Origin of the sequence: Sphingomonas kyeonggiensis, from assembly GCF_014196745.1 — a bacterium.
Lineage (GTDB): Bacteria > Pseudomonadota > Alphaproteobacteria > Sphingomonadales > Sphingomonadaceae > Sphingomonas > Sphingomonas kyeonggiensis.
In genome coordinates, this window is record NZ_JACIEH010000001.1 from 226,603 (window position 1) to 237,898 (window position 11,296).

The 11,296-nt window shown below is 64.6% G+C and carries 12 protein-coding genes; 11 read left to right on the plus strand and 1 reads right to left on the minus strand.

Going from position 1 to position 11,296, the window contains the following annotated elements; all coding sequences use genetic code 11:
• Window positions 1-93: 93 nt before the first annotated feature.
• The 11 genes from rpsM to GGR46_RS01225 all read left to right on the plus strand — a co-directional run bounded on the left by rpsM (window position 94) and on the right by GGR46_RS01225 (window position 11,014).
• Window positions 94-462, plus strand: a complete 369-nt coding sequence (rpsM, locus tag GGR46_RS01175; RefSeq protein ID WP_183993783.1) for a 30S ribosomal protein S13 — start codon at window positions 94-96, stop codon at window positions 460-462.
• Window positions 463-487: 25 nt separating this feature from the next.
• A complete protein-coding gene (gene rpsK, locus GGR46_RS01180) occupies window positions 488-877 on the plus strand; it encodes a 30S ribosomal protein S11 (RefSeq protein ID WP_010545745.1) in 390 nt (129 codons plus the stop codon).
• Between the two features lie 101 nt (window positions 878-978).
• Entirely contained in the window at window positions 979-2,046 is a 1,068-nt protein-coding gene (locus GGR46_RS01185; RefSeq protein ID WP_183993785.1) for a DNA-directed RNA polymerase subunit alpha, read from the plus strand.
• A gap of 177 nt (window positions 2,047-2,223) precedes the next feature.
• Window positions 2,224-2,754 carry a hypothetical protein gene (locus GGR46_RS01190; RefSeq protein WP_183993787.1) on the plus strand — a complete coding sequence of 177 codons (531 nt, stop codon included), beginning with the start codon at window positions 2,224-2,226 and terminating at the stop codon, window positions 2,752-2,754.
• 19 nt (window positions 2,755-2,773) lie between these two features.
• A complete protein-coding gene (locus tag GGR46_RS01195) occupies window positions 2,774-3,325 on the plus strand; it encodes a DUF2846 domain-containing protein (protein WP_183993789.1) in 552 nt (183 codons plus the stop codon).
• Window positions 3,326-3,513: 188 nt separating this feature from the next.
• Window positions 3,514-3,936 (plus strand): 50S ribosomal protein L17, encoded by a 423-nt coding sequence (rplQ, locus tag GGR46_RS01200; RefSeq protein WP_183993791.1) that lies wholly within the window; start codon window positions 3,514-3,516, stop codon window positions 3,934-3,936.
• 292 nt (window positions 3,937-4,228) lie between these two features.
• On the plus strand, window positions 4,229-6,367 hold the full coding sequence (locus GGR46_RS01205) for a prolyl oligopeptidase family serine peptidase (protein WP_183993793.1): 2,139 nt from the start codon (window positions 4,229-4,231) through the stop codon (window positions 6,365-6,367).
• Window positions 6,364-7,131, plus strand: a complete 768-nt coding sequence (locus GGR46_RS01210) for a hypothetical protein (RefSeq protein WP_183993795.1) — start codon at window positions 6,364-6,366, stop codon at window positions 7,129-7,131. Before GGR46_RS01205 ends, GGR46_RS01210 begins: the two co-directional genes overlap by 4 nt.
• 67 nt (window positions 7,132-7,198) lie before the next feature.
• Window positions 7,199-7,786, plus strand: a complete 588-nt coding sequence (locus GGR46_RS01215) for a hypothetical protein (RefSeq protein ID WP_183993797.1) — start codon at window positions 7,199-7,201, stop codon at window positions 7,784-7,786.
• 96 nt (window positions 7,787-7,882) lie between these two features.
• Window positions 7,883-9,439: a glutamine-hydrolyzing GMP synthase gene (gene guaA, locus GGR46_RS01220; protein ID WP_183993799.1), complete on the plus strand. Its 1,557-nt coding sequence runs from the start codon at window positions 7,883-7,885 to the stop codon at window positions 9,437-9,439.
• A 318-nt stretch (window positions 9,440-9,757) separates the two neighbouring features.
• A complete protein-coding gene (locus GGR46_RS01225) occupies window positions 9,758-11,014 on the plus strand; it encodes a tyrosine-type recombinase/integrase (protein WP_183993801.1) in 1,257 nt (418 codons plus the stop codon).
• Here GGR46_RS01225 and GGR46_RS01230 read toward each other — a convergent pair.
• Window positions 11,004-11,273: a helix-turn-helix transcriptional regulator gene (locus GGR46_RS01230; protein ID WP_183993803.1), complete on the minus strand. Its 270-nt coding sequence runs from the start codon at window positions 11,271-11,273 to the stop codon at window positions 11,004-11,006. The two genes, GGR46_RS01225 and GGR46_RS01230, sit on opposite strands and share 11 nt — an antisense overlap.
• Window positions 11,274-11,296 lie beyond the last annotated feature (23 nt).

Consider the following 11,296-nt stretch of genomic DNA (forward strand, 5'->3'; position numbering starts at 1 on the left):
TGTTCGTCGTGCCGCTGCATTTCGGAAGTCAACGCTACGAGATGGGGTGCGAGCTGCCATGCGGCACCCCGTGGAGCTGGGAGAACAAATTTCATGGCTCGTATTGCGGGTGTCAACATCCCGACCAACAAGCGCGTCGTCATCGCGCTGCAGTACATCCACGGCATTGGCCCGTCCAAGGCCAAGGAGATCACCGAGAAGCTGAACATCGCGGCCGAGCGTCGCGTTCAGGATCTCTCTGACCAGGAAGTCCTGCAGATCCGCGAGGCGATCGACGCCGGCTACACCGTGGAAGGCGACCTGCGTCGCCAGACCGCGATGAACATCAAGCGCCTGATGGACCTCGCTTGCTACCGTGGCCTGCGCCACCGCAAGGGCCTGCCCGTCCGTGGCCAGCGCACGCATACCAATGCGCGCACCCGCAAGGGCAAGGCCAAGCCGATCGCCGGCAAGAAGAAGTAAGCGCTAGGTCGGAAGGGACAGAAAAATGGCACGTGAACCGCAGCGCATTCGCCGTCGCGAGCGCAAGAACATCACCGCCGGCGTCGCCCATGTGAACGCCAGCTTCAACAACACGATGATCACCATCACCGACGCGCAGGGCAATGCCATCTCGTGGTCGTCGGCCGGCATGATGGGCTTCAAGGGCTCGCGCAAGTCGACCCCGTACGCCGCCCAGGTCGCCGCCGAAGACGCGGGCCGCAAGGCCGCCGAGCACGGCGTGCGCACCCTTGAGGTGGAAGTGAAGGGCCCGGGTTCGGGCCGTGAGTCGGCGCTGCGTGCACTGCAGGCGGTCGGCTTCCAGATCACGTCGATCCGTGACGTGACCCCGATCCCGCACAACGGCGTTCGTCCGTCCAAGCGCCGTCGCGTCTGATCATTCCTGCTTGTTGCCGCGGGCCCAGAGGCGGGTCCGCGGTCTTGCAGTAGTTACCTGGTGGGATATGCCTCTCGTCCCGCCCAACATGAGGAAAGCCCGTGTCGGTCAACGCTAAGAACTGGCAGGAACTCAAGAAGCCCAACGGCCTCGAGAAGAAGCCCGGTGGCGATCCCAAGCGCAAGTCGACTTTCGTGGCGGAGCCGCTGGAGCGTGGCTTCGGTCTGACGCTCGGCAACGCGCTGCGCCGCGTGCTGCTCTCTTCGCTGCAGGGCGCCGCGGTCACCTCGATCAAGATCGAGAACGTCCTCCACGAGTTCAGCTCGCTGGCGGGTGTGCGCGAGGACGTGACGGACATCGTCCTCAACGTGAAGCAGATCGCGCTGAAGATGCAAGGCGAGGGCCCGAAGCGCCTCCAGCTGTCGGCCACTGGCCCGACTGAGGTGAAGGCCGGCGACATCGCCGTGTCGGGCGATATCGAGGTGATGAACCCCGATCTCGTGATCTGCCACCTCGACGATGGCGCGACGCTCAACATGGAGCTGACCGCCGATACCGGTAAGGGCTATGTCCTCGCCGCGTCGAACCGTCCGGCGGATGCCCCGATCGGCCTGATCCCGATCGACGCGCTGTACAGCCCGGTCCGCCAGGTCTCGTACAAGGTCGAGAACACCCGCGTCGGCCAGGAGCTCGACTACGACAAGCTCACGCTTTCGATCGAGACCGATGGCACGATCACCCCGGAAGACGCCTTGGCCTATGCCGCGCGCATCCTCCAGGACCAGCTGGCGCTCTTCGTCCACTTCGACGATTCGGCGGTCACCCGCTCGGCTCCGATCGGCATGGCTGCGGCGGCTCCGGCTGCCGAGGGCGGCTCGGGCGATGCCTCGCAGATCAACCGCTACCTGCTGAAGAAGGTCGACGAGCTGGAGCTTTCGGTCCGCTCGGCCAACTGCCTCAAGAACGACAACATCATCTATATCGGCGATCTGGTCCAGAAGACCGAAGCCGAGATGCTGCGCACGCCGAACTTCGGCCGCAAGTCGCTCAACGAGATCAAGGAAGTCCTGTCGTCGATGGGTCTCCGTCTCGGCATGGAAATCCCGGGCTGGCCGCCTGAGAACATCGAAGAGATGGCCAAGAAGCTCGAGCAGGAGATCATGGGCTAAGGCCTGCGATCACCGCGAACCAAACGGAAGGGCCGTCCCGAAAGGGGCGGCCCTTTTGTCTGTTCGTTGCTTGCCAAGTGACACCGCTCGCCATAGCCTGATGCACAGGGGATATCGGGGGACATTTCCGTGCACTGGCAGTTGTTGCTGGCAAGCGTCGTGCTTGTGGGGGGCGCCATGTCCATGCCTGCGGTCGGGCAGGATGCGACGGTTGCTGCCGCATCTGAATGTGCCGCGTCGCTCACCATCCCGGCACTGACGCCGGTCAGGCTCGAACTGCTGGCTCCTCTGGGCAGCAAGATCAGCAGGAGCGGGGACAGCTTCCCGATCCGGCTCGCGGAGCCGATTGTCGTCGAGGGCGTGGTGCTGGTTCGGGAAGGGACGACCGGCATGGGCGAGGTCGTCCACGCCAAGAAGGCCGGGGGCAGCGGATCGGCTGGCGAGCTGGTGCTTGCGGCGCGCTATCTTGAGGTCTGCGGGCAGCGGCTTCGGCTGCGCAGCATGCATCTGTCGTCCAACGGCAAGTCGAGGACCGACACGGTAAACGCGCTCAATGTCGCCAGCGCGGCGAGCCCGCTGCCCGTCGGCCTGTTCGGCTTCATGATCCATGGCGGACAGGTGAACGTGCCCCAGGGCACGATCGCCGAGGCCAAGACTGCCGAGATCTTCCCGCCCGCTGCCACGGCGGACGCGCGACAAGTTCCATAACGAAGAAGGGGGAAACAGGATGTTCCAGAAGCTCAGCATCGCCGCTGCCGTCGCCGTGACGGCACTGGCCAGCCCGGCAATCGCCCAGGACAAGGAGGCGCCTGCGCCGATCGCCATCCCGGCACCGCCGGCGGGCAAGGGCCAGATCGTGTTCTACCGCCCCGGCGGCATGGGCTTCGCGGTCGGCTGCTCGGTCAACGAGAAGGGTCAGAAGGTCAGCTCGCTGGGCGCCGGCAAGTATTTCATCATGGTCACCGAACCGGGCCGCCACGAATTCAGTGTGAAGAGCGAGGCCAAGGACACGCTGGCGCTCGAGGTAGAGGCCGACGAGACCCAATATGCTTCCTGCAAGATCAAGATGGGCTTCATGGTCGGTCGTCCCGACATCCGTCCCGCGACCGAGGCCGAGTTCCGCAAGAGCAAGCTGAAGATGGTCGATGCCGACGACATGGGGCCGGGCGAGGGGGCGCTGCGTCCCGAACAGGTTGCAGCCGCGCTTTCGGGCGCGCCCGCTGCCGCCACTCCGGCCGCCGCGCCCGCGCCGGTCGCACCGGCTTCGCCGCAGCAATAATCGCATGAAGAGGGCGGGGGCGGTGTGTCCGTTCCCGCCTTCTTTCCATCGACAAGCTTGACTCCGCGCTCCAAATCCGCTTTGGGCGCGCCTTCGCGAAATTCGCACAGGGTTTTGGGTAGCGGCCCTTATCGCTGCCTGGTCCGGGGTACCTGATACGGCCCCCGAACGAACTGAAGGAAGTTACCATGCGTCATCGCGTTGGCGGCCGTAAGCTGCAGCGTACCTCGGCTCACCGTATTGCGCTGTTCCGCAATCTGAGCGCCGCCCTGATCAAGCACGAGCAGATCACCACCACCGTCGCCAAGGCGAAGGAGCTTCGCCCGTACGTGGAGAAGCTGATCACGCTCGCCAAGAAGGGTGGCCTGTCGAACCGTCGTCTGGCCCATGCCCGCCTGCTCGACGACGCGCAGCTGGTGAAGCTGTTCGACGTCCTGGCGACCCGCTATGCGGACCGCAACGGCGGCTACACCCGCATCATCAAGACCGGTCCGCGCGCTTCGGACGCGTCGCCGATGGCGATCATCGAGTTCGTCGACCGCGACGTCTCGGCCAAGGGCCAGGACTCGGGCCCGGTGCTGGTCGACGAGGACTTCGACGCCGTCGCCTGATCGGCCTCGAACATCGAGATAGGGAAGGGCGGTCGCACCAGGTGCGGCCGCCCTTTTCGTTTCAGCCCCGAAAGATTTCCTGCACTCCTGCCGGTTCGTGCAGGTCCCCACATTCCTGCCATGAACAGAAATCACTCCCACTCTGATATCGGTGCCTGGCTTTCGGCCGGCATGGCGCTGGCGCCGGTCCTCGGTGCCCTGGCCTGGGCCATTTCGGCGACATCCGTGCTCGGTTTCGCTTGAGCGCTGGCGGCGGGGCGCTAGCCTGGGGGCATTCCCATTCGGAGGCCCCATGCGTCGCTCTCTCATCCTTCCCTTGCTTCTCGCGACCCCCGCATTCGCCCAGACCCAGCCGGAGACCAAAGTGACCAAGCTTGCCTATCCCGAAACCCGCCGCGTCGACGTGGTGGAGGAGCAGTTCGGGGTGAAGGTGGCGGATCCCTATCGCTGGCTCGAGAACGACGTGCGCAACGACAAGGAAGTCGCCGCCTGGGTCGATGCCGAGAACAAGGTGACCAACAGCTATCTCGCCACGCTGCCCGGCCGCGACTGGTTCAAGGCGCGGATCAAGCAGCTGTTCGATTACGAGCGTTTCGGCGTGCCGCAGAAGCAGGGCGGACGCTATTTCTACATGCACAATAGCGGCCTGCAGAACCAGGCGGTGCTGTTCGTCCGCGACACGCTGGACGGCGAGGGCCGGGTGCTGATCGATCCCAATGGCTGGTCCAAGGACGGCGCCACCGCGCTTTCCGAATGGGCACCGTCCGAGGACGGCAAGTATCTGCTCTACGCGATCCAGGACGGCGGCACCGACTGGCGCACCGCCAAGGTGCTCGACGTCGCCACCGGCAAGGAGACCGGCGACAACGTCCATGGCATGAAGTTCGCGTTGAGCGCGGTCTGGGCCAAGGACGGCAGCGGCTTCTACTATGCGCGCTATCCGGACGTCGCGGCCGACGCCAAGTTCCAGGCGCTGAACGAGAACCACAAGATCTACTTCCACAAGCTCGGCACGCCCGACAGCGCCGACAAGCTGATCTACGAGACGCCGGACCACCCCAAGTGGAGCCACTACGCCCAGATCACCGATGACGGGCGCTGGATGGTGATCACCACCAGCGAGGGCACCGACGATCGCTACCGGATCTCGCTGATCGACCTGAAGGATCCGGCGATGAAGCCGCGGGTGCTCATCCCGGCGCTGGAGAACAGCTGGGGCCTGGCCGGCAATGTCGGCAGCAAGTTCTACTGGGTGACCAACAAGGGCGCGCCGAAGCACAAGATCGTGACGATGGACGTCGCGTCGGCAGACCTGGCGACGACCGATCTGGTGCCCGAGGACAAGGCGACGCTGGAAGGTGCCGCGATCGTCGGCGGCACGCTGGTCGCCAGCTATCTGGTCGACGCCAAGACCGAAGTGCGCCGCTACAAGCTGGACGGCAGCGCACTCGCACCGGTCAAGCTGCCGGGCGTCGGCAGCGCCTCGGGCTTCGGCGGCGAGCCGGACGATACCGAGACCTTCTATTCCTACACCAGCTTCAACGAGCCGACGACGATCTATCGCTACGACATGGCGACCGGCATCAGCACGCCCTGGGCGCGCCCGAAGCTCGATTTCAAGCCGGAGGATTACAAGGTCGAGCAGCGCTTCTTCGCGTCGAAGGACGGGACGAAGGTGCCGCTGTTCATCGTCCGCAAGGCGACCACGACGGGTCCGGCGCCGACCCTGCTCTGGGGCTATGGCGGCTTCAACGTGTCCTATGGCCCCAGCTTCTCCTCCTCGCGCCTGGCGTGGCTGGAGCAGGGCGGTGTCTTCGTCCTCGCCAACATCCGGGGCGGCGGCGAGTACGGCAAGGCATGGCACGACGGTGGAAGGCTCGCGAACAAGCAGAACGTGTTCGACGATTTCATCGGCGCGGGCGAGTATCTCATCAAGGAGGGGATCACCGGCAAGAACCAGCTGGCGGTCCAGGGCGGCTCGAACGGCGGCCTGCTGATCGGCGCGGTGGTCAACCAGCGCCCCGACCTGTTCGCCGCAGCGCTGCCGGCGGTGGGCGTGATGGACATGCTGCGCTTCGACCGCTTCACTGCAGGCCGCTACTGGGTCGATGATTATGGCTACCCGTCGAAGGAAGCCGATTTCAGGACGCTCTACGCCTATTCGCCCTATCACAACATCAAGTCGGGCGTGGCCTATCCGGCGATCCTGGCGACCACGGCGGACACCGACGACCGCGTCGTGCCGGGGCACACCTTCAAGTACACCGCGGCGATCCAGCACGCCGATATCGGCGACAAGCCGCACCTCGTCCGGATCGAGACGCGCGCGGGGCATGGCTCGGGCAAGCCGACCGACAAGATCATCGACGAGGCGGCGGACCTCTGGGCCTTCACGGCCAAGTGGACGGGGCTGACGGTCAAGACCAAGTGATCGTCCGCGCGCTCGCCCTTGCGGGCGCGCTGTGCGCCGCGGCTCCGGCCGCGGCGCAACAGGCCGTCACCAAGGCGGAGCTGCGCGGCGAGGCGCCGGAAATCACCGATGCGAAGCTGCGCGGCCAGCTCTGGCGAATGTTCCGCAAGGAAGACCGGCGCCGCGCCGAGCGGCCGGTCCGGCCGCTCGATAGCGTGGTCCTGCAGACGCCGGCCTATCCCACCGCCGTGCAGGGCCTCTGCCGCGCCGATATGGTGGTGATGATGCTCGCGCCCGTCCGGAGTGGGAAGGGCGATGCCGATGCGGCCACGCCGATGCGCGCCTATGGGCTGGAAAGCAGCAAGCGTTTCCGCATCCTCGATCTCACCCCCGATCAGCGCGGCGCGGCGTTCGGCGACAAGTGGCATGGCCCCTGTTCCCGGATTGCCGAGAATGACCCCCGCTATTTCCAGGCGGCGGACGAGACGGTGGCGAGCGAAGGGCATGCCCTGCTCCTGCGCGGTGCGGCTGCGGCGCAGGCCGGGTTCCTGGTCCCGAGCTGCGACGTCGTCTGGGAGCCTGGGCGTCGATGCATCGAGGCGCTGACGGCCTTTGCCGCGCAGCCGTTCGAGAGCGTCGACGATTGCTCGGATGCTCGGCGGGCCACCTGCTACAAGTTCGTCAGCGGAGACGATGTCGAGGTAACGCTCTGGCAGGATGCCGGCGGGCCGTTGCGTGCGAGCCTGGCCAGCCTGATCATCCTTCGCCACCCACGACCCGATTGAGCTTCATTCAGCCGCGCGACAGACTTGCCGGCATAGTTTTCGTTCCGTGAAAGTAACGGAGGCGGGCATGGGTGTTCTGAAGCTTGTCGGCGTCGCATCTGGCGCAGTGGCGATGGTCGGGCTGGCGGTACCGGCGCAGGCGCAGCAGCGCTGGCACCCGTCCCGGGACGTGAAGAAGGACAAGTTCGACGTCGGGGATGCGATCGTCGGCGGCCTCGTGGTCGGTGGCGTGCTCGCGCTGCTCTCCAGCGGCAAGAAGAAGTCGCACGACGTCGCGCCTGCCGAGGATCGCGTGCCGATCGATACCGGGCCGATGGACGACAGCCGCTATGGCGAGCCAACCCAGCCCGGCAGCGGTCCGATCGCCGAGACGCCGGCCCCCGATTCGGCGCGCTTCGACGGGCTTTATGACGAAGACGCCGCCGCGGAACGCTGCGCGATGGAGACCGAGACGCTGGGCGAGCGCTATGCGCGGCTGGCGCGTGTGTCCGACCTCACCAGCACGGTCTGGAACGGCAAGAGCTGGGTGATCAAGGGCCAGGTCGAGCTGGCGGCCAGCTACCGCGACACCAACAAGCAGAGCCGCGGCTTCCGCTGCGCGCTGCGCCGGGGAAGCGAGCCGGTCGTGACGATCGACGGGGTGGAAGCGCTGTAGATCGGGCGGGCGAGGTGCCTGGTTGTCCGCACTTGGCAGAATAATCTCCGCCCCGCCCTTGCCCCCTGGGGACTCTTCTGGTTAAGCGCGCTGGGCATGGACCAACATGCAGATTCCATCCTCATCGTCGATTTCGGCAGCCAGGTAACCCAGCTGATCGCGCGCCGCGTGCGCGAGGCCGGGGTCTATAGCGAGATCGCTCCCTTCACCACCGCCGCCGAGGCATTTGCCCGGATGAAGCCCAAGGGAGTCATCCTCTCCGGCTCGCCCGCATCGGTGCTCGAGGACGGAAGCCCTCGCGTTCCCCAGGAGATCTTCGACAGCGGCCTGCCGGTGCTCGGCATCTGCTATGGCCAGCAGGTGATGATGCACCAGCTCGGCGGCACGGTGCAGCTCGGCGACAGCGGCGAGTTCGGCCGCGCCTTCATCGACATCGATGATGGCTGCGTGCTGTTCGACGGCATGTGGCACGAAGGCGAGACGCACCAGGTGTGGATGAGCCATGGCGACAAGGTGACCAACCTGGCGCCCGGCTTCCGCCCCGTCGCGCACAGCTCGGGCGCGCCCTTCGCGGTGATCGCCGATGACGACCGCCGCTATTATGCGATGCAGTTCCACCCCGAAGTGGTCCACACGCCCGACGGTGCCCGGCTGCTCGCCAATTTCGTCCGCCATGTCTGCGGCCTCACCGGCGACTGGACGATGGCCGAGTTCCGCCAGACCAAGATCGAGGAAATCCGCGCACAGGTCGGCAGCGGCAAGGTGATCTGCGGCCTCTCCGGCGGCGTCGACAGCGCGGTCGCCGCGGTGCTGATCCACGAGGCGATCGGCGACCAGCTGACCTGCGTGTTCGTCGATCACGGGCTGATGCGCTCGGGCGAGGCCGAGCAGGTCGTCAGCCTGTTCCGCAACAGCTACAACATCCCGCTCGTCCATGTGGATGCCGAGGAGCTGTTCCTTGGCGGCCTTGCCGGGGTCACCGATCCCGAGGCCAAGCGCAAGTTCATCGGCAAGACCTTCATCGACGTGTTCGAGGAAGAGGCCCGCAAGATCGGCGGCGCCGATTTCCTCGCCCAGGGCACGCTCTATCCCGACGTGATCGAGAGCGTCAGCTTCACCGGCGGGCCGTCGGTGACGATCAAGAGCCACCACAATGTCGGCGGCCTGCCCGAGCGGATGAACATGAAGCTCGTCGAGCCGCTGCGCGAACTCTTCAAGGACGAAGTCCGCGCGCTCGGCCGCGAGCTGGGCCTGCCCCAGGCGTTCGTCGGCCGGCATCCCTTCCCGGGGCCGGGCCTGGCGATCCGCATTCCGGGCGAAGTCACCAAGGAACGCTGCGACATCCTGCGCAAGGCCGATGCGATCTATCTCGAGGAGATTCGCAACGCGGGCCTTTACGACACGATCTGGCAGGCCTTCGCGGTGCTCACCCCGGTCCGCAGCGTTGGCGTGATGGGCGATGGCCGCACCTATGATTCGGTGCTGGCGCTGCGTGCGGTCACTTCGATCGACGGCATGACCGCCGAAGCCTTCGAGTTCCCGGCAGGCTTCCTGCCGCGCGTGTCCACCCGCATCGTCAACGAAGTGCGCGGCGTGAACCGGGTGGCCTATGATTACACGTCGAAGCCGCCCGGCACGATTGAATGGGAATGATTTTTGCCCCTCCGACAGTATCCGATTGTACGCCAAGGTGCGACCTAACTATTTGAATAATCGGAATAAATCTGTCACCGTCTATCGCCATCTATCGAGGGGCATCGCTCCGATGTGACGGTATAGTGGACGGTATGGGAGAACTTGTTCGGTTAGAGATTTCGCTATACCGTCATGGCCAAGAGAGCTGCTGACGGTATAGTTCTCGGCCTTAAGGCATTGGAAGAGCGAATGAAATTCACTTCCAATGACCCCAGTTTTGGGCTGACGGTATAAGTGGTGCCTCTCTGCTGTTTTTGGACAGATTTGGAGGTCTTCATGCTCACGGACACAGCGATTAAGGCGCTGAAAGCACAGAAGAAATTGTACAAGGTGAGTGACCGTGACGGTATGTACGTCGTGGTCCAGCCGTCCGGGGCGATCGTGTTCCGGTACGACTATCGACTCAACGGACGGCGCGAGACGCTGACGCTCGGCCGATACGGCCCTGACGGCCTCTCACTTGCCAGGGCTCGCGAGAAGCTGATCGATGCGAAGCGGGCCATTTCAGAGGGACGGTCCCCTGCTCAAGAAAAGCAGCATGACAAGCGTCGACTGAAGGAGGCGAAGCGGTTCGGCGAGTTTGGCGAGAAGTGGTTCCAAGAGTCGCGTATGGCCGACAGCACGCGGGCTATGCGGCGCTCCATCTATGAGCGCGATATCCTGCCGACATTCCGAAACAGGCTCCTGACGGAGATCACGCCCGACGATCTGCGTATGATGTGTGGGAAGGTGAAGGATCGCGGCGCTCCAGCTACCGCCGTCCATGTGCGCGATATCGTGAAGCTGATTTTTGCATTCGCGATCTTGCATGGTGAGAAGGTCGCCAACCCGGCGGACGAGGTCGGACCCGCGTCCATTGCGACCTTTGTGCCAAAGGATCGGTCGCTATCACCCGCGGAGATCCGCGTCATGCTCGGCCAGCTCGAGCATGTGCCGACGCTGCCGACCATACGGCTGGGAATGAAGCTCTTCCTCCTGACGATGGTCAGGAAGAGCGAGCTCCAGGACGCCACTTGGGACGAGGTCGATTTCGAGAACTCGGTCTGGTCGATACCCAAGGAAAGAATGAAGCGGTCGAAGGCGCACAACGTCTACCTGTCACAGCAGGCCGTCGACATCTTCATCGCGCTGAAGACCTGCGCGGGCAATTCGCGCTATGTCCTTCCGTCGCGATATGACGCTGACGCGCCGATGTCGCGGGCGACGTTCAACCGGATTACGACCGCAGTCGTCGTTAGGGCGAAAAAGGAGGGGCTGCCACTCGAACCCTTCACTGTTCATGATCTTCGACGCACCGGCTCGACCTTGTTGAATGAGCTCGGCTTCAACAGTGACTGGATCGAGAAGTGCTTGGCGCATGAGGACGGCCGGTCCTCGCGTGGTGTCTACAACAAGGCGGAGTATGAGCATCAACGCCGCCACATGATGCAGGAGTGGTCTAATCTCGTGGACGCGTGGGTCGCGGGTCGGAAGTATGTGCCGACCTTGCTCCCGGCCACGATGGAGCTGCTGGAATTGGAGCCTAGTGTTTGACTGGCCGAGAGCGGCGCAATCTCACGTCGGGGCTTGGAGCGCGTTCGATAGTATTAGCCCGAGAGGCACGGCGTCGAGCGACGAGCCAGGCTTCGACTTCTGCCAGGTCCCAAACGACGCAACGCGAGGTGAGATAGAAGCGCTGCGGGAACTCTCCTCGCTGTTCCATGTCGTAGATCGTGCTGTCGGCGAGCGGCACGATCTCTCGTAGCTGCTGCCGGCGAATTGTTCTACGGACGGGATGCAGGTCGGCGCTCATGTTCTAACTCCACGTTTTTGCTC

Bases quoted from the DNA above. Each gene is read 5' to 3' on its own strand.
- rpsM (WP_183993783.1), top strand. From the start codon at position 94: ATGGCTCGTATTGCGGGTGTCAACATCCCGACCAACAAGCGCGTCGTC.
- rpsK (WP_010545745.1), top strand. From the start codon at position 488: ATGGCACGTGAACCGCAGCGCATTCGCCGTCGCGAGCGCAAGAACATC.
- GGR46_RS01190 (WP_183993787.1), top strand. From the start codon at position 2,224: ATGTCCATGCCTGCGGTCGGGCAGGATGCGACGGTTGCTGCCGCATCT.
- GGR46_RS01195 (WP_183993789.1), top strand. From the start codon at position 2,774: ATGTTCCAGAAGCTCAGCATCGCCGCTGCCGTCGCCGTGACGGCACTG.
- rplQ (WP_183993791.1), top strand. From the start codon at position 3,514: ATGCGTCATCGCGTTGGCGGCCGTAAGCTGCAGCGTACCTCGGCTCAC.
- GGR46_RS01205 (WP_183993793.1), top strand. From the start codon at position 4,229: ATGCGTCGCTCTCTCATCCTTCCCTTGCTTCTCGCGACCCCCGCATTC.
- GGR46_RS01215 (WP_183993797.1), top strand. From the start codon at position 7,199: ATGGGTGTTCTGAAGCTTGTCGGCGTCGCATCTGGCGCAGTGGCGATG.
- guaA (WP_183993799.1), top strand. From the start codon at position 7,883: ATGGACCAACATGCAGATTCCATCCTCATCGTCGATTTCGGCAGCCAG.
- GGR46_RS01225 (WP_183993801.1), top strand. From the start codon at position 9,758: ATGCTCACGGACACAGCGATTAAGGCGCTGAAAGCACAGAAGAAATTG.
- GGR46_RS01230 (WP_183993803.1), bottom strand. From the start codon at position 11,273: ATGAGCGCCGACCTGCATCCCGTCCGTAGAACAATTCGCCGGCAGCAG.